Raw genomic sequence first — 15,807 nt, 5'->3', positions numbered from 1 at the left:
GATAAATCGCCGGCGCGCCGGCCAACGTAACGCAGGCAACCCTTCGTCAGCGGATCCTCAATTTTGACCGTCGGCTCCACATTCATCGGGCGCGGGCACACCCCGCAAGCGCCCGTCGAGCCAGATCATCGCCTCCGGATACCCCACACCACCAGCGATGATGTGTTCACCGAGCACACTGCGGTACACCGCAGCCACCCCCAGGCCGCATTGCTCGAGGTACAGGTTGTGGGCGCCTTCGGCGGGGATCCAGAATTCCTGTTCACCGTTGTAGATATAGAGCGGTGTGGCCGACTTGATGCCCGCCATCCGCGTCACCGCGTAGATATCCTTGGCAACCTCGGAGTGCAATGGATCGGGAATGTTCGCGGCGATATCCATGGGCAACATGAGCACACCGACCGCACCGAAGACGTTCCCGCACGTGTCTTTGAGCGGTGAGGTGGCCGCCCACTGCGCCAGATTGTTCATCCTGGCCAGGATCTCCGGGCGTTCCCGGCCCACGCCGAAGGTCGCGGCCAGGAACACCCCGGAGGCGAGGTTGCCGTTCATGCTGCGGGCGAGAATCTCGTAGTCGGCGGGTACACCACCCAGCGCCGCGCCGACGATCGATGCGGCCAATTCCGGCGCGTAGCTGTCGATCAGTTTCACCGCCCCGTGCGTGGCGATGGCGCCGCCGGAGTATCCGGTCATGCCGAAGCGGCTGTCGCCGAATTCGTCCGGGCGCAGTTCGCGCACCGCCCGGATGGCGTCCAGCACGGCGTGTCCGGCGACATAGGGCTCGGCGTAGGCCATCCAGGGCCCCTCATGATCCGGGATCAGCACGGCGTATCCGCGCAGTGCCGCCAATTGCGTCGTCGGCGGGATGAAGTCGGTCATGTTGGTATTGCGCGACCAGCCGTGGGCCAAGGTGTAGCCGGGCGTGCAGTCCCGGCCGAGGCCGTCGATCGGCAGATTGTTCACCACGACCGGTCTGGTACCGGGACCGGACCAGGTGGTGGCCGGAATGATCAAAGTCGCTGTCGCATAGGAGGCCGCACCACGCGAATCGGACGTGCGGTACTTCAGCAGCAGCGCCTGCCGGATCGGCACCAGCACCAGCGGTGCGGCCGTCGCGCTGATATCGCGGACCTCCACCACCTGCCCCTCGGCGAAGCTGTCCAGATCCGCTGGCCACGCGTCGAAGATCGGATCGCCGATGGGGCTCGGCAGCGCGGCCCGACGCAATGCGGCCAGCGCCGGGGAGACCGTCGTGGCCTCCAGCATGGGGCCGGAAGGCAGCGGTGCCGCGGCGATCGGCGGTGGTGGGATGAGGCCATCGATCCACTGCTGCAGATCGGGCAGGATCTGACCGGCATCCGCGGGGATCGGCAACGTGGGCAGATCCGGAAGGGTGGGTAGTCCGGGTACGGACTGTGGTTCGGCGGCCGCATCACCGGTCGCGGCCGAACACACCAGCAATAGCGCGAAAAGGATGACACGCAAGCAACTCATGGCACACGCCCCAGGGTGCAACGTCGGGTTTCCCTGGCGCCCGGTTGAGGTGGTGCCTCCGACGCCCAAAGGCCCCTGGAACCGAGGCCAGAGCGTCAGGCTAACCGACCATGCTCACCTGGAGACCCCACTGTGCCCGAGTTGTGTGTGACACGTCTCCGAATTGCAACAATCCGAGCCGAATCCGCTTGTCAGCAAGGCAGATCCGGCGCGGTGGCGACCCGGCGGTCCGCCGGGTCTCACCAATTCATCTGTGCTCGTTCAACAGTTGCTCGGTGCGGCCTCCCCTCGGTATCGCGCATCCAGCCATGCCAGCGCCGCGGGGATACCGAGCACCGCGGCGGTCAGGTGATCGGGGACCGGAATCTGTTCGGACTGCACCCGGGCACCGGCCGCACACCAGCGCTTATCGGTATGCACCACCGCATCAATCGGAATGAGTCCATCGATCGGCGAATGCCATTCGAAGACGGGCGTTTTCGGGACACCGTCGTAGAGCTCGAGGCTGTTCTCCTCCACCACCGCGCGTGCGGTGGCATCGTTGATCATCGAGGTGGACTTCGCGAAGTCCAGGGCGCCGCGGCCCGCGCCCGCGGCCAGAATGTCATTGGTGCAGCTATTGGCGATCTGGGAACGTGCGGCCAGGCCGCGGTCGTTGAGTTGATCGCTGATCGGGAAACGGTCCGGATACTCCCGTTCCAGGCCGAGTCCAGCCGCCAAGGCGAGCCCGAAGACCGGATGCGAGTTCAGACCGAGCGTCTCCAGCATCGTCACCAGATTCATGGGCACACCGCCCATCGCGGCTCCGGCGATATCCAGTTCCGGCGCGTACTTCGGCGCCAGCGCGGCCGCCCACGCGGTGGCCATGCCGCCGCCGGAGTAACCGACCATGGCAACCGGACTCTTGGCCACCTGCAATTCGGCGACCTGTTTCACCGCCCGGATACCGTCGAGGGTGATCATGCCGCCCAATTTGGCTGCGCCATAGGCGAAATTCGGGCCTAGATGGTCCGGCAGCGCGACGCTCCAGCCGCGCGAGAGCAGCACATTCCACCCCGGCGCCTCTCGGACGATGAGATTCGGATCACCGGTGTAGAGCACCCGCGAAACCGAACACTCCGAACCCAGGCCGTTGATGATGTGCTGGTAGGAGAGCAAGGGACCGTCGGCGGCATGCGCCTTCGGGGTGAGCACCGTGGTGGTCGCCGCGATCGGCTGTCCCTCGGAGCTGGTGGACCGGAACCGCACAACGGTGACGGTGGTATCCGGGAAGATCGCCAGCGGCGGCATCACCCGCGTCGCGAGCACGTCACCGGGTTTCTTATCCGCCAGATCCGGCGGCGTCGCGTAGAAGGGATCGGGATCCGGGGCGGGATACAGAGGTGTGGTGTGGGCGGCCCCCGCCACCGCGATCACCATCACCAGACCGGTCGCCAGCGCGGTGAATGCGCGCAACGGTCTTCGCAGGGCCTGTCTCATCGACGGGTGCCTCCAGAGTGGGTCCAACGTTGCGAATATCTTTGACGGCCACCGCCGGGAAGGGCAGGGGCCGCGCCAATCCTATTGGTAAGTCACAAGTCCCGGGAGTGTGCGTTGTGATCGGTGTGCAGTCGCATTCGTGACTGTCTCCCATAACTACGTGTCGTGTCTGTGACATGTCCAGGTGATCGTCGGGAACATAGTCCGCGCCATGGTCGGCGACTTACCGTCAATGCTATCGACACGACGGGTCGGTCCGAAGGAGACGGTGGCATGGACGGCACTGCGCAGAACTCGACGGGACAACGCGCGACCGAGCAGGACTCCGGCGCGCGAAATCCGGTGTATCCGATCGCTGTCAAGGAGTCGCCGACGCGGCGGATCACCGTCTACTTCGATGGCCCGACACCCGAGGACGCCCTCATCCTGGAGTACGCGGCCACCCGGGCCGAGGCGTGGGAATTCACCTCGGCGGCACTGCACGACGGCCTGACCGTCACGGTGGACAGCAAGGTACGACCGGGACTGCGTCGCCTGCCGTGCCGATCACTGTGGCACTGAAGCAATTACGCCAGCACACGGTGCAGGAAGGCGAGTGCGTCCGGTAGCGCCTCGGCGGCCGCGCTCAGATGATCACCCGGATAGACGCCGACCTGGAGATCGGCGCCGGAGGATCGCAGATCGGCGATCAGCTCGACGCTCAAGGGAGCCGGGACCTCCAGATCGGTCAACCCCTGTCCGAGGAACAGCGGCACGGTCTGCCCCTCGGTCGGAATCCGCAGCATCGAGCGCACCGCCGATTCCAGTGCCGGCCCCGCCAACTGCCTGCTCAGCATCTGCCCGATCGCGATATCGCGCACCAGCGCATCGGCATCGTCGACACATTCGGACTCCACGATCCGCAGCACCTGCTCACCGATCGGCGTCAGATAGCTGTCGATATCGAGTTCCGGTGCGGTAGCGCGCAATCCGGCCAGGAACAGGCCGAAATAGGTAGTGGTCTTGCGCAATGGCAACCGCGGGACCCACGGCCCGGCCACGGTCAACCCGTACTCCAGATTCGACGGTGCGCCGGTGGCCACGGCGCCGCGCAATGCCAGCTCCGGTGCGTCGGTGGGTGCGAGCGCCGCGGTGAACAGCGCGGTCTGGCCGCCCTGCGACTGGCCGAAGACCGCCCAGCGGGCGCCGAGGGCCGGTGCCACCGCGCGGGCCGCCCGCACGCCGTCGATCACGCTGCGCGCCTGCGAGGGACCGTCCAGGTACGGATGCGTGCCGGGCGTACCGAGTCCGACATAGTCGGAGATCACCACGGCGAATCCGGCGGCCAGCAGCGCCGGATAGACCGTCGCCAAATAGAACTCGCGTGGTCGCAGCGTGAACGCGCACTGGTCGGCAATGCCGACGCTGCCGTGCGCATAGGCCACGATCGGCCAGCCGCCCGGGGGCGGTGGACCGGGCGGCAGGTAGATCGCGGCGGTGCTCTGCATCGGTCCGCGCGGCCCGCGTGACCAATACGTGATCCGCTGTGCCAGCGCCGCACCGCGCACCCACAGCGCGCCCGACAGCTGCGCGGTCTCGGTGACCACACCGGGAGCGTCGCGCCCCTGCGCCATCGCGGCCCCGGCCGAAGCCACCGTCATCGCGACCAATGCCGCACCGACCACCCTGCGAACCCGCACCATCGACCGACTATCGCCAGCCCAGCCACCGCCGACAAGACACCACAATCGGTGGCCTCGATCCCGGTACGGCTGTTGCGTCGCCGCGCTATGACTACGCTCGGTTGGCATACAACCATGCGGAAGGATCGACAGTGACCCAGCGCAAGGCCGATCGGACGCGAGCGGTGCGATTGGGCGTCGCGCTGCTGTGCTGCGGCACGCTCGCCAGCACCGTGGGCGCATGTGGTTCCGATGAATCCTCGGTGGTCAGCGCATCGACCACGCCGACAACGGTCACGACCGCGGCGGCGACGAGCACTCCCCTGGCCGCGGTGCCGAGCGTGGATCCCTACGCCGATATGCCGCTCATCGACCACACCACCTGGACCGAGGGCGTGGACGGACCACGCCTGCTGGTCTTCCCGACCCAGGCCGGGCGGCGCGAGACCTTCCCCAACACCGAAGAACGGGCGTGGCAGGAGGTGCTCACGCTCGCCCCCGACGCCGACACTCCCGGCATGCGCGATCAGTTCGTCTGCCATTGGGTCTGGGCCCGCGTGGTGCAGCCGAACAAGGAGAGCTGGAATCTGGAACCCTGGCGTCCGGCGGTGGGCTATCAGGCCACCGTCCAGGCCTCGTGCAATCCCGGCGGACCCGAACGATGAGAAAGGAACCAGCCATGCGCGTCGTCATCGCGGGCGGACACGGCAAGATCGCACTGCTGCTCGGCGAACTGCTCACCGAGCGCGGCGATGAGGTCGACAGCCTGATCCGCAATCCCGAGCACGCGGCCGAGGTCGCCGCCACCGGCGCCCGACCGGTGGTCTTCGATCTCGAGCACAGTACCGTCTCCGAGCTCGCCGCCGTCGTAAAGGATTCCGACGCCGTGGTTTTCGCGGCCGGCGCGGGCGCCGGCAGCGGTGCCGCCCGCAAATACACGGTGGACAAGGGCGGTTCTGTCCTCTTGGCCGATGCCGCCGAAGCGGCCGGTATCCGCCGGTTCGTGCAGATCTCCACGATGGGCGCCGGACAACCGCCCGCACCCGGCACCGACGAGGTCTGGGCCGCCTACATCGATGCCAAGACGCAGGCGGAGGACGATCTCCGCGCCCGCGATCTGGATTGGACGATTCTGCGGCCCGGCCGCCTGCTCGATACGGCGGCGACCGATCGGGTCACACTGGGCGCGCCGCCGCTGCCCTACGGCAGCGTCGCGCGCGCCGATGTCGCCGCCGCGCTTGCCGAGATTCTGCACGCGCCGCGGACCGTGCACACCACGCTGGAGCTCATCGCGGGCGACACACCGGTGTCGTCAGCGATCTCCGCGACCGGTAGCCAGTCGGTCGCCGAAGGCGGTGCCGCAGTTATCGATTGACATTTTTCGCCGCTGGAATGGAGAACATTACCGTGTTCAGCCGCATCACTTCCCTGAAGCTTCGACCCGGATCTCGTGGTGAATTCCTCGCCGCGGTGAACCGCAGTGCGACCGCATCGGTGCGCGAGGAACCCGGTTGCCTGCGATTCGATGTATGCGCTGACCGCGTCGATCCGCACCGGTTTTTCCTCTACCAGGTCTATATCGACGAGGAGGCGGCCGAAGCGCACCGTTTCACCGAACATTTCCTGGCCTGGCGCTGCGCGGTGGAGCGATATGTGGAGCCGGGCACTCAGGTGCACTACAGCACCGATGTGGTGATCAACGCGAAATGATCGCGCGAAATTCGCCACCGTTCGAGCCGGTTCGCGGGTGGATAGCAGATGCGAAAACCCAACTGCGAATGCACAATCGATCGTGCAGATGTGCTTGCATCTGAAAGGCACACCGACCTAAACTCAGTCCCGCAAGGCATTACAGGGGACAACCAGGGGAGGCCGCGTGGGTGAACCGAGGGCCGATGTCGCCAGAGGTTTGCTGTCGCCAGACGTCAGGGGCGTTCTAATGGACCAACCACTTCCCGGCGGCCGGCTCGGGATCGCCGAAGCCGCACTGGCCGACCAGCCAGCGAACGGTATAACAACTATGAGCACACCGTCGACCCGAAGCGGACAGCGCAGTACCGCGTACTCGCGAGAAACCGCAGTCGCTTTCGTCATCGATGCTGTCGAGTCCACCGGTGCGGCCACTCGACATGATTTCGATATCGATCGGATCGTCACCACCGCGCACGCGATGGCCGACGACTGGGATCTAGAGGCCCTGCAACCCGCCACCTTCTGGCGCATCGCCTCCAGCTTCATCAAGCAGTGACCCCACGGCATCCGAAGTCCTAGCGGCCCAATCGAATTACCTCACGGTTCGGGCGGCGACGCCCACTGCGACGCATACGCCCGCAGCGCGATCTTCGCCTCCTGCAACAGATTCGGGTCACCATCGGGATCGCATCGGAATGCCTCTTGCATGACCGCATCGCCCATCAGATGTGCGGCGCGGCACGCGATATCGAGTCCCTCGGTATCGGCGACGACGCCCTGGGCGAGCATAACCTCGCGCAGCGTCACCGCCATTCGGCGTTTGTGCTCACGATCAGCGGCCCGTGCCGCCTCGTTGAAGTCCTTGCCGAACCACAGCGCACGGAAGCCGGGCTCGTCCCGGTACACCTGTGCGAACGCGTCCACCAGGACGCCGATCGGATCGTCCCACCGTTCGCGGCGCGCGATCTCGAGCAGCAGCGCCGCCTTGGCCTCCAACTGCTCGAGATACAGCGCGGCGAGGGTTTCGATCACGGCCTCGCGATCCGGCAGGTACTGATACAGCGATCCGACCGAAATCCGTGCCTCCGCAGCCACTCTGATCATGGTCAACGCCCCGACGCCCTCGGTGGCGATCAGTCGATCGGCCACCTCCAGTACGCGTGCCAGCCGCTCCCGGCTGCGCGCCTGAATCGGCACGCGACGCAAGCCCGCTTCAGGTAGAGCCCGGACCGGCACGACCACCTCCGAGATAATGTGAATTAAATTCAGGTTTCGGTAGGGTATCCGGATGACCACCATTGCGCCAACCGAACGTGCACAGGTCGTCGCGGCCTGTCTGCGCCTGGCCGAGCACGGACTGCTGGTCGGCACCGCGGGCAATGCGAGCCTGCGCTTCGGTGATCTGGTCGCCATCACCGCCACCGGCGTCGTACTCGCCGAGGCCACCGTCGACGATGTCACCGTGGTCGACCTGACGGGCACCGTGGTCGCGGGTCGCTATGCGCCGACCTCCGAATTGGGTTTGCACCTCGACATTTATCGCACCTACAACACGCAGGCGATCGTGCACACACATGCACCGAAGGCCACTGCCATCGCCTGCGTGCTGGACGAACTGCCGGTCATTCACTACCAGCAGCTGCTGCTCGGCGGTTCGACGCGCGTCGCGCAATTTCATCCCTTCGGCACCGTGGAACTCGCCGATGCGGTGCGAGAGGCGTTGCGGGGCAAACAATCCGCGTTGATGGCCAATCATGGCGCCGTCACGCTCGGCGGTTCGCTGGACCAGGCGGTCGAATCCGCGCTGCTGCTGGAGTGGGCCTGTGCGCTGTATCTGGACGCCATGGCGATCGGCACGCCGCGTGTGCTCTCCGAGCAGCAGCAGGCCGCGGTCGTCGAGGTGGCACTACGCACCGGATACGGCACCCGCAAACCACTGAAGAAGGATATCAAATGAGGGTAATCGCCTTGGGCGCACAGGTTTTGGATATTCTCGTGCGCCCCGTCGCGGCCATACCGCAGGAGCAGCAGACCGCACTGGTGGAGGATATTCGCATCACCGCGGCGGGCACGGCCGCGGGTACCGCACTGACGTTGGCCAAACTCGGCGCGCACGTACGGACCGCGGGTGCGATCGGCACCGACACCTCCGGCGATATCCTGCTCGCACTGCTCGCCAAGGCAGGCATCGATACGAAACTGGTTGTGCGCAAGGATAATCGGCCCACGTCGTCGTCGGTACTGCCGATCCGGCCCGACGGCGCCCGCCCCAGTCTGCATCTGCTCGGTGCCAATCCGTTCTACACCCTCGACGACGTCGACTGGGACGCCCTCGCCGACGCCGACCATCTGCATCTTGGCGGTCCGGAGCTGATCGGCGCGACCAATGCCGCGCGAATCCTGCGGTATGCCAAGGAGAACGGCGTCGCCACCTCGGTCGATCTCATCGCGCCCGGCGCACTCGGCAGCCTCGATGCCATTGCCGCCGCACTCCCCTACACCGACTACCTGCTACCGAATGACGAACAGGTACTCGGCTTCACCGGCAGCACCGATCTGCGCGCGGGCGCGGCCGTGCTACAGGAGGCTGGCGCAACGGTTCTCGCGATCACCCGCGGTGCTGCGGGAACCTTGCTCGTCGGTCCCGACGGATATCAGGACATTCCCGCCTTCGCCATTGATGTCGTCGACACCACCGGTTGCGGCGACGCCTTCTCCGCCGGATTCATCCGCGCCGTCGCATTGGGCCGCTCACTGCGGGATGCCGCGATCCTCGGCAATGCGGTAGCCGCACTCGTGGCTCAGGGACTCGGCAGCGATCACGGCGATTTCGATCTCGCGACCGCGGACGCGTTCGCAGCAGCGAACCCTACCCGCGCTACCGACCCGAGCGAGTCGGGTGGGTAGCGCGGGGTTCGTTCCGGATCACCACTGCCGCAAAGGCAGTCAAGCCTTCTTGGCGTATTCGGCGAGGATTTTCAGCGACTCGCCGGGCGACTCGGCCTGGACACTCAGGCGGTCCATGACCGAGAGATACAGGGCGAGATCCTGCCGCCGATCCAGGTATAGCGCGCTGGTCAGGTGTTCGAGGTAAACGATGTCGGGCAGCTCGGATTCGGCGAAACGCAAGATGCTGAACGAACTGCCCGCGGCGGCATGCTCCCCCGCCGAATATGGCAGCACCTGAACGGTGACATTCGGCAGTTGCGCGAGCTCGATGAGATGTTCCATCTGCTCGCGGTGCACCCGGGAGCCACCGACCGGCCGATGCAGCGCGGCCTCATCGATGATCGCCCAGACCGTCGGCGGATCGGCGCGTCGCAGCACCTCTTGCCGCTTGATGCGGACCTGCACCCGCCGATCCATATCGGCGTCTTCGTACCCGAGTGACATTACCGCCCTGGCATATTCGGGCGTCTGCAAGAGCCCGGGCACCAGATGCGCCTCATAGGTACGAATCTTGGTGGCCGCCTGCTCGAGGCCCAGGTAGGTGCCGAACCAGGACGGCAGCAGATCGCTGTAGCGATGCCACCAGCCTGGCTCGTTCGCCTGCCTGGCCAGATCGAGAAAGCGTTCGCGTTCCTCGGCGTCGGACACGCCGTACAGAGTCAGCAGGTCGCGGATATCGCGTTCCTTGAAACCGGTGCGGCCCAACTCGAGACGACTGATCTTGGCGTGTGATCCGCGGATGGCGTCACCTGCGGCCTCTCGGGTGATGCCCTTCTTCACCCGGAGGTCACGCAACTGCCCGCCCAGCGCGATCCGCAATACGGTCGGACCACGTTCCACTACAACCGATTGCACACGACCGTCGTCATCGGGTTCTGCGATCATGAAGTCATCTCCGATACTCGGGTTTGACCACAGTGTGTCACAAACACCACGTTTAGAAACACACCGTACCGATCGCCAATGTTACCGCTCAGCTAGTCAGGTCGTCGAACTCCCCGGCCTTCGCGCCGCGTACGAACGCGTCGATCTCAGGCCGAGTGTAGAACAGCATGCCACCTTCGGGGTCGCGTGAATTGCGAACGGCGATCGAACCATCCGATGCCTCCGCGACCTCGACGCAGTTACCGCCGGACGGACCGCTGAAGGAGCTCTTGCGCCAAGTGCTCGTGATCTTGCGTGAACCGGTGTCCAACATCTTCCCCACTCCTCGGGCTGCTTCCAGTGTGAGATGTGCGCTCGAGCGGCCTTACAGATGTGCGCTCAAACGTTCTTGCATTTGCACCTACGTCTGCAAGATAGCACGGAGCATTCCCCAGTGGGATGGCAGAATTCAGACCTGCCGGTCTGCTACGTGATCATTGTTCGACGGGTTACGCGAGTGCCCGTATGCGCCATTCGGCGCAGGGCCCATCCGTCTACCCCCCGTGCCACACCACGCGGGCGACAGAGCTTCCTTGGTGCGTAGCGGATTCCGCGCGCTACCGTACGCGGAACGCGCGGGCGAACCACTCGAACCGACCGGTCGAGCAGGCGCGAATCTTGTACTGTCACAGTGCACATCGGATGTGCCAGCCATGCGCGACACCCGCCCGCCGGAGCACTCCGGTCAACGCTTATTCGCTCGCCGAGGAGTCCAGCCCCATGTCCGAAGACCACAACCCGCTCATCCGTACCGACATCCCACACTCCGCGCGCATCTGGAACTACTGGATGGGCGGCAAGGAGTATTACGAAATCGATCGGATCGCCGGTGACGCGGGCATCGAGGTGGATCCCGATATCACCACCATGGCGGTGCAGTCGCGTCAATTCCTCATTCGCGCCGTCCGCTATCTGGCACGCGAGCAGGGCATCCGCCAGTTCCTCGATATCGGTACCGGGCTGCCGACCATGCAGAACACCCACGAGGTTGCGCAGAGCGTCGCACCGGAATCGAAAGTCGTTTACGTCGATAACGATCCGCTGGTGCTGGCCACCGCGCGGGCGCTGCTCACCAGCACCACCCCAGAGGGCGTGACCACCTACGTCGACGCCGACTTCCACGATCCGGAGCTGATCATCTCCGATGCCAGGAACGTGCTCAATTTCAATGAGCCGATCGGGGTGATGTTCATGGGCGTGCTCGGTCACGCCAAGACCTACGAGGACCTGCTTCGCATCGTGCACACCGTGCTCGCCGCGACGCCGTCGGGCAGTTTCCTGGTCATGTGGGACGGTACCGACGACAGCAAGGACTACGTCACGCTGTGTGAGAACTACACCGGCACCGGCGGCGTTCCTTATATCCCCCGCCCCCAGGCCGAAATCCGTGCCGTATTCGACGGTTTGGAGCTGGTGGAGCCCGGATTCGTCTCCATCACCCAGTGGCGCGCCGACGCCACCGAGGTCGGCGAGACCCGGCCGATCTCCGCCTATGGCGCGGTCGCCCGCACACCCTGAAGCGCAAGCGGGACAACAGCGGTCGTCGGCCATCCGGTCGTCGCCCGCCGTTCATATTTCTGTCGGTCGTTCGTGCAAATGTACTTGCATCTGTAAATGCTGGCGGCCTAAACTCGGAGCCAGCACCGGGGAGGTACGCAGGGATTTCGCACCGGCGTCACCACATTCAACCTCCCCACCGGCAGACGCGAGGGGCGGTCGAGATGAGTACGCCATTCCGAACTCCCCGCGGGGCTATGATCTCCGGCGGCGGGATCGACACCTTGCGGCAGGGCTCGGCGCCGGAGTACGCGCCACTCGATTGCGCAGTCGAACCGCGCGGCCTCACCTATCGACAGGCCCGCGAGATCCTACATTTGCACGAGGTCCACGGCCCGCAATGCCGCCAGTGGCTGGCCGCTGCCGCCTACCTATCGGCCGGGCTCGACGACGAATAGCCTTCGGCACCAATAGCCCCGCACAGGGCCGGTCCCCAAATCACTTCGCCCGCAGCGATGTTCGTGCAGATGTACTTGCATCTGCACAGCACATCGCTCTAAACTCGTGCGCGACAAGGGAGTTTCGTACCCGGGAGCCCGTGCCGCAGTCGCCACCGGGACCTCCCGGCGTCAGAGGCACAGGGGTGTTCGCATGAATCCACCACACGCTGCCGGTCGACTCGGGATCGCCGATGTCGCCGCCGCCTACGGCACCGAGGCGCTGCAACGGCGCATCGCCGAGCTACGCGCCAGCGGCCAGCACTACGCCGCCAGGGCGATCGAACACGAAATCCGAAGCGGCGCAGCGATAGACGAGCTGGCTCTGCACAACCACCAAGGTGCGGCCTAGATTTCGCGGGCCAACGCTAGAGCCCGCCACCCCCACCGATGAACCAGGGGTTGAACGCGCACACCAGATTCGGATGCGCGTCCGGATCGAGCGCTCGCAGGGCAATGGATACCGCGCGCGGCGAGTACATCATCGTCAAATGATCCGACATGTCCTGCGCACAGCCGTCCTGCAGCGTGATGTTGTGCACCGTGGCGTCGGGCCCAGCGGTCAGGAAAGTCAGCTCATAGGGATTGGTGACCTCGTCGTGCTGGGAGCCGACGACCGTGTACTCGACACCGGGCACGGTATCCCCCGCCTGATTCAGCTTGGCGTAGAACGGTGACCCGATCGCCTGCTCGATATTCGCGTGGCCGACGAACAGCTCGTTGAACCCCAGGATATCGACACCCAGATTATTGATCGCCCGTCCCAGGGTAGCCATCCCGAACAGGGTGGTGCCGTGATGGGTGGCGCCGAAGGTGACCACCCGCGCCACCTTGCCAACTCCCCCTTCGAATTTCAGGTACTGATCGGCCACCGCGCCCCCCTGGGAGTGCGCGACGATATCGACCTGGTCGACCCCTGTCGCGGCCCGCACCCGATCGATGAAACCGCCGAGCTGCTCGGCCGAATCCTCCATGTAGCCAACGCCATTGCGGCCCGGCAGGATCGCACCGAACCCGCCGCCCTCGAGCAGATTCGCCTGTCCATAGTTCAGTGCGAAGACACAGAAACCCGCACGCACCAACTGCGGCGCCAGGTAGGCGAAGCTGTCATAGGCGTTGAGCCAGGTGCCATGTGCCAGCACCACCGGACGCGGATGTTCTTGTGTGAGACGGCAGTTCCAGTCGTTCGCACCCGGCGGCGAAGCGTCCGGATGCAGGACCCCGTAGCCGAACGCGGCAAAATAGGCCGCGACCTCCGGCCCCGCGCTCACCGGAACCGACGCCCGGCTCCCCGCAGAACCCGAGCTGCTACCGGTGCCAGCGAAGGCCACGAGGGTACGCCCACCCGCCGGCGCGCCGGGCGCCGCGCCGATGAAATCGGCGAGAGCCTGTTCGGTCGGCGCGATATCCGGATCGGCTCCAGCGGGGCCGGGGCCGAACCCGACCGCGAGGAGCGCGGCACTCCCGATCACCGCGCACGACAGCGCGTTACGTCGCAATCTCCGATGGTTACGTCGTGTCATTGTTCGCACCTTCCATGGGCTACCCGGCAGTGGGCACAGCGGCGCAGGCGAACCGTTCGCAAACACCGAGCCATTGGCAACGTTAAGACGGCTGGTCACGGGATTTCGGCGACTCGGAGCGGTGCTGGAGCTTCCCACCACGGCACATGCCGCGCGTATGAGCAATGCACAACGATGCGGGCCCACAACAGATCTCGCATACCCTTTCCCAGTTCATAACCTTTTCGTATAGTGATGCAACGATTCGGGCGCAGATCTATCACGTCCGATTGGCACTGGAGCGACGCGTATGACCTTCTCCGCGCTGGATCTGTCCGTTGAACCGACGGACCCTGTCCTAGAGATCGGCGGGCAGCCCGCGTCGATTCCCCTGATGAACACCGACCGTGTCGCCTCGCGCATGGTCGGCTACTTCGCGACCTGCATGGCGCCGTGTCGCACGCTGCCCGGCGAGCAGCTGCGCGGCGATGTCACCAAGCTGACCCGCAGCTGTCTGGCGCTGGCCGCCGAAATGTTCGACAAGCGTATGGTTCCCGGCGATGAGCAGCTCGGCGAGGTGCGCGAGGCGGCGGCGCAGTGGGCCCGCGAGGCGGTGCCGCTCGGCACCATCCTGCGCGCCTATCACGAGGGACTGCGGATCGCGTTCGGGTTGGTGACCGCGCGCGCCAAGGCCGACGATATCGCTGAACTGCTGGTCGCCACCGACCTCATGCTCGAACTGCTCGAGGCGATCACCGTGGCGGTCTCGGACGCCTATGTCGAGGAACAGCATCTGGTCGCCCGGGAGCACCAGACCGCGACCCAGACCCTGGCCTCGGCACTACTGAGTGGTCGCGGCAGTTCCGCGCTGGCCCGCCAGGCGGGCATCCCGATCGCCGACGCGTATCAAGTGGTCGCGCTGTCGATTCCCGAACATCCCGACGAACGCGATCCGCGGGTCGACAGCCAGGTCGCCGCCCGCAGGAAGCTGCGCAGGCTGCAATCGGAACTGGCCGTCGCCTTCGATTCCCGCGTACTCGCCCTGCTGAGCACCAAGGGCGGCACACTACTCGTTCCGGTCGATGACGACGCGACGAGCCTGACCGCCGAAACACTGGATCGACTGGCCAAATCCGCCGAGGTTCCGCTCACCGCCACTGTGGTCACCGGTCAGACCGATGAGATTCCCGAGGCCGCGGACCAGGCCCATGAGCTGCTCAATCTGGTGCGGGTCGGCGGACGCGATCCGGGCCTATATCGAATGACCGACCTGGCCGTGGAGTACCAACTCACCCGTGGTGGCCCCGCCACCCGGCGTATCGCCACGATTCTGAACCCGCTCGACGCTCATCCCGAGCTCTTCGACACCATGCGCGCATACCTCGGTAACGATATGAACCGCCAGCTCACCGCGCGCCAGCTGTATGTCCACCCGAATACCGTCGATTACCGGCTGCGCCGCATCGCCCAGCTGACCTCCGTCGACCTGGCCACCTCCGCCGGAATCTCCCAGGCGGCCATCGCCCTGCTGGCCCGTGATCTCGACCGGAGCGTGGCCCGGCGGCTGTGAATCCCCGCCTGATGCGGATTCGTGCTGGTCACGAGGTCACGAACGAGTCATCCTGATAGGTGCCACGACATCTGGATGGTGGAATATGCAAATAGCGGAGATCTTGCGCAGGAAGGGTAGCGACGTAGCCACCGTCGCGCCCGAGACCACGGTGCGAACCCTGCTCAGCACGCTCGCCGAACACAATATCGGGGCGGTGGTGGTATCGCCGGACGGCAGCCGGATCACCGGCATTGTGTCCGAGCGCGATGTGGTGCGCAGCCTGCACGCGCGTGGCGCCGATCTGCTCGACACCCCGGTGTCGGAAATCATGACCGTCGATGTGCGCACCTGCGCGCCCGACGATCTGGTGGACGGGTTGCGCTCCACGATGACCGAGCACCGCATCCGGCATCTGCCCGTGGTCCACGACGGCCGCCTGGTCGGCATCGTCAGCATCGGCGATGTCGTCAAGAGCGCGATCTCCGAACTGGCCACCGAACGCCAGCATCTGGTGGAGTACGTGCAGGGACAGTACTGAAGGGCCTTGCGTACCTGCGACT

The 15,807-nt window shown here is 65.5% G+C and carries 19 protein-coding genes; 12 read left to right on the top strand and 7 right to left on the bottom strand.

Features of this window, described 5'->3' with window-relative positions; all coding sequences use genetic code 11:
- Nucleotides 1-57: 57 nt before the first annotated feature.
- A complete protein-coding gene (locus ACQP0C_RS17075) occupies nucleotides 58-1,494 on the bottom strand; it encodes a lipase family protein (protein ID WP_433733860.1) in 1,437 nt (478 codons plus the stop codon).
- 261 nt (nucleotides 1,495-1,755) lie between these two features.
- Nucleotides 1,756-2,973, bottom strand: a complete 1,218-nt coding sequence (locus ACQP0C_RS17070; protein ID WP_433733859.1) for a lipase family protein — start codon at nucleotides 2,971-2,973, stop codon at nucleotides 1,756-1,758.
- 273 nt (nucleotides 2,974-3,246) lie between these two features.
- Here ACQP0C_RS17070 and ACQP0C_RS17065 point away from each other — a divergent pair, with 273 nt between their 5' ends.
- The gene (locus tag ACQP0C_RS17065) at nucleotides 3,247-3,534 is read left to right on the top strand and encodes a hypothetical protein (protein ID WP_433733858.1); all 288 of its coding nucleotides are present in this window, start codon (nucleotides 3,247-3,249) and stop codon (nucleotides 3,532-3,534) included.
- A gap of 5 nt (nucleotides 3,535-3,539) precedes the next feature.
- On the opposite strand, the gene ACQP0C_RS17060 is transcribed toward ACQP0C_RS17065, so the two are convergent.
- Entirely contained in the window at nucleotides 3,540-4,655 is a 1,116-nt protein-coding gene (locus ACQP0C_RS17060) for a lipase family protein (RefSeq protein WP_433733857.1), read from the bottom strand.
- 131 nt (nucleotides 4,656-4,786) lie between these two features.
- Here ACQP0C_RS17060 and ACQP0C_RS17055 point away from each other — a divergent pair, with 131 nt between their 5' ends.
- From ACQP0C_RS17055 to ACQP0C_RS17040, 4 genes are all read left to right on the top strand, one after another.
- Nucleotides 4,787-5,299, top strand: a complete 513-nt coding sequence (locus ACQP0C_RS17055) for a DUF2599 domain-containing protein (protein ID WP_433733856.1) — start codon at nucleotides 4,787-4,789, stop codon at nucleotides 5,297-5,299.
- A gap of 14 nt (nucleotides 5,300-5,313) precedes the next feature.
- Nucleotides 5,314-6,009 carry an NAD(P)-binding oxidoreductase gene (locus ACQP0C_RS17050; protein WP_433733855.1) on the top strand — a complete coding sequence of 232 codons (696 nt, stop codon included), beginning with the start codon at nucleotides 5,314-5,316 and terminating at the stop codon, nucleotides 6,007-6,009.
- Nucleotides 6,010-6,041: 32 nt separating this feature from the next.
- Nucleotides 6,042-6,344 (top strand): putative quinol monooxygenase, encoded by a 303-nt coding sequence (locus tag ACQP0C_RS17045; protein WP_354956968.1) that lies wholly within the window; start codon nucleotides 6,042-6,044, stop codon nucleotides 6,342-6,344.
- Between the two features lie 310 nt (nucleotides 6,345-6,654).
- Nucleotides 6,655-6,882, top strand: coding sequence for a hypothetical protein (locus ACQP0C_RS17040; protein ID WP_354956967.1), 228 nt, complete (start codon nucleotides 6,655-6,657; stop codon nucleotides 6,880-6,882).
- 41 nt (nucleotides 6,883-6,923) lie between these two features.
- Here ACQP0C_RS17040 and ACQP0C_RS17035 read toward each other — a convergent pair whose 3' ends face one another.
- The gene (locus ACQP0C_RS17035) at nucleotides 6,924-7,625 is read right to left on the bottom strand and encodes a TetR/AcrR family transcriptional regulator (RefSeq protein ID WP_433733854.1); all 702 of its coding nucleotides are present in this window, start codon (nucleotides 7,623-7,625) and stop codon (nucleotides 6,924-6,926) included.
- Between ACQP0C_RS17035 and ACQP0C_RS17030 the strand changes: the two genes are divergently transcribed.
- The gene (locus ACQP0C_RS17030) at nucleotides 7,615-8,283 is read left to right on the top strand and encodes a class II aldolase/adducin family protein (RefSeq protein WP_433733853.1); all 669 of its coding nucleotides are present in this window, start codon (nucleotides 7,615-7,617) and stop codon (nucleotides 8,281-8,283) included. The genes ACQP0C_RS17035 and ACQP0C_RS17030 overlap by 11 nt on opposite strands.
- On the top strand, nucleotides 8,280-9,233 hold the full coding sequence (locus tag ACQP0C_RS17025) for a carbohydrate kinase family protein (RefSeq protein ID WP_433733852.1): 954 nt from the start codon (nucleotides 8,280-8,282) through the stop codon (nucleotides 9,231-9,233). Before ACQP0C_RS17030 ends, ACQP0C_RS17025 begins: the two co-directional genes overlap by 4 nt.
- 39 nt (nucleotides 9,234-9,272) lie before the next feature.
- Here the strand turns inward: ACQP0C_RS17025 and ACQP0C_RS17020 are convergent, their stop codons facing one another.
- Both ACQP0C_RS17020 and ACQP0C_RS17015 read right to left on the bottom strand, forming a co-directional pair.
- Nucleotides 9,273-10,160, bottom strand: coding sequence for a helix-turn-helix domain-containing protein (locus ACQP0C_RS17020; RefSeq protein ID WP_433733851.1), 888 nt, complete (start codon nucleotides 10,158-10,160; stop codon nucleotides 9,273-9,275).
- 88 nt (nucleotides 10,161-10,248) lie between these two features.
- Nucleotides 10,249-10,473 carry a DUF397 domain-containing protein gene (locus ACQP0C_RS17015; protein WP_433733850.1) on the bottom strand — a complete coding sequence of 75 codons (225 nt, stop codon included), beginning with the start codon at nucleotides 10,471-10,473 and terminating at the stop codon, nucleotides 10,249-10,251.
- Between the two features lie 446 nt (nucleotides 10,474-10,919).
- On the opposite strand from ACQP0C_RS17015, the gene ACQP0C_RS17010 reads away from it, so the two are divergent.
- The 3 genes from ACQP0C_RS17010 to ACQP0C_RS17000 all read left to right on the top strand — a co-directional run bounded on the left by ACQP0C_RS17010 (nucleotide 10,920) and on the right by ACQP0C_RS17000 (nucleotide 12,545).
- On the top strand, nucleotides 10,920-11,717 hold the full coding sequence (locus ACQP0C_RS17010) for an SAM-dependent methyltransferase (protein ID WP_433733849.1): 798 nt from the start codon (nucleotides 10,920-10,922) through the stop codon (nucleotides 11,715-11,717).
- A 203-nt stretch (nucleotides 11,718-11,920) separates the two neighbouring features.
- A complete protein-coding gene (locus tag ACQP0C_RS17005) occupies nucleotides 11,921-12,154 on the top strand; it encodes a hypothetical protein (protein WP_433733848.1) in 234 nt (77 codons plus the stop codon).
- A 193-nt stretch (nucleotides 12,155-12,347) separates the two neighbouring features.
- Nucleotides 12,348-12,545, top strand: a complete 198-nt coding sequence (locus tag ACQP0C_RS17000; protein WP_433733847.1) for a hypothetical protein — start codon at nucleotides 12,348-12,350, stop codon at nucleotides 12,543-12,545.
- Nucleotides 12,546-12,561: 16 nt separating this feature from the next.
- Here ACQP0C_RS17000 and ACQP0C_RS16995 read toward each other — a convergent pair whose 3' ends face one another.
- Nucleotides 12,562-13,716: an esterase/lipase family protein gene (locus ACQP0C_RS16995; protein ID WP_433733846.1), complete on the bottom strand. Its 1,155-nt coding sequence runs from the start codon at nucleotides 13,714-13,716 to the stop codon at nucleotides 12,562-12,564.
- Nucleotides 13,717-14,089: 373 nt separating this feature from the next.
- Between ACQP0C_RS16995 and ACQP0C_RS16990 the strand changes: the two genes are divergently transcribed.
- Together ACQP0C_RS16990 and ACQP0C_RS16985 are read left to right on the top strand one after the other, a co-directional pair.
- On the top strand, nucleotides 14,090-15,265 hold the full coding sequence (locus tag ACQP0C_RS16990) for a PucR family transcriptional regulator (protein WP_433733845.1): 1,176 nt from the start codon (nucleotides 14,090-14,092) through the stop codon (nucleotides 15,263-15,265).
- Nucleotides 15,266-15,350: 85 nt separating this feature from the next.
- A complete protein-coding gene (locus ACQP0C_RS16985) occupies nucleotides 15,351-15,785 on the top strand; it encodes a CBS domain-containing protein (RefSeq protein ID WP_433733844.1) in 435 nt (144 codons plus the stop codon).
- The last annotated feature ends 22 nt before the right edge of the window (nucleotides 15,786-15,807 follow it).

This window comes from Nocardia sp. CA-129566 (assembly GCF_050956075.1).
GTDB lineage: Bacteria > Actinomycetota > Actinomycetes > Mycobacteriales > Mycobacteriaceae > Nocardia.
Note: the sequence above shows the minus strand (reverse complement) of the source record. Positions and strands in the feature narration are given on the sequence as shown.

Coding starts and splice junctions, on each gene's coding strand:
- ACQP0C_RS17075 (WP_433733860.1), bottom strand. CDS start 1,494: ATGAGTTGCTTGCGTGTCATCCTTTTCGCGCTATTGCTGGTGTGTTCG.
- ACQP0C_RS17070 (WP_433733859.1), bottom strand. CDS start 2,973: ATGAGACAGGCCCTGCGAAGACCGTTGCGCGCATTCACCGCGCTGGCG.
- ACQP0C_RS17065 (WP_433733858.1), top strand. CDS start 3,247: ATGGACGGCACTGCGCAGAACTCGACGGGACAACGCGCGACCGAGCAG.
- ACQP0C_RS17060 (WP_433733857.1), bottom strand. CDS start 4,655: ATGGTGCGGGTTCGCAGGGTGGTCGGTGCGGCATTGGTCGCGATGACG.
- ACQP0C_RS17050 (WP_433733855.1), top strand. CDS start 5,314: ATGCGCGTCGTCATCGCGGGCGGACACGGCAAGATCGCACTGCTGCTC.
- ACQP0C_RS17040 (WP_354956967.1), top strand. CDS start 6,655: ATGAGCACACCGTCGACCCGAAGCGGACAGCGCAGTACCGCGTACTCG.
- ACQP0C_RS17030 (WP_433733853.1), top strand. CDS start 7,615: ATGACCACCATTGCGCCAACCGAACGTGCACAGGTCGTCGCGGCCTGT.
- ACQP0C_RS17035 (WP_433733854.1), bottom strand. CDS start 7,625: ATGGTGGTCATCCGGATACCCTACCGAAACCTGAATTTAATTCACATT.
- ACQP0C_RS17025 (WP_433733852.1), top strand. CDS start 8,280: ATGAGGGTAATCGCCTTGGGCGCACAGGTTTTGGATATTCTCGTGCGC.
- ACQP0C_RS17020 (WP_433733851.1), bottom strand. CDS start 10,160: ATGATCGCAGAACCCGATGACGACGGTCGTGTGCAATCGGTTGTAGTG.
- ACQP0C_RS17015 (WP_433733850.1), bottom strand. CDS start 10,473: ATGTTGGACACCGGTTCACGCAAGATCACGAGCACTTGGCGCAAGAGC.
- ACQP0C_RS17010 (WP_433733849.1), top strand. CDS start 10,920: ATGTCCGAAGACCACAACCCGCTCATCCGTACCGACATCCCACACTCC.
- ACQP0C_RS17005 (WP_433733848.1), top strand. CDS start 11,921: ATGAGTACGCCATTCCGAACTCCCCGCGGGGCTATGATCTCCGGCGGC.
- ACQP0C_RS17000 (WP_433733847.1), top strand. CDS start 12,348: ATGAATCCACCACACGCTGCCGGTCGACTCGGGATCGCCGATGTCGCC.
- ACQP0C_RS16995 (WP_433733846.1), bottom strand. CDS start 13,716: ATGACACGACGTAACCATCGGAGATTGCGACGTAACGCGCTGTCGTGC.
- ACQP0C_RS16990 (WP_433733845.1), top strand. CDS start 14,090: ATGAACACCGACCGTGTCGCCTCGCGCATGGTCGGCTACTTCGCGACC.
- ACQP0C_RS16985 (WP_433733844.1), top strand. CDS start 15,351: ATGCAAATAGCGGAGATCTTGCGCAGGAAGGGTAGCGACGTAGCCACC.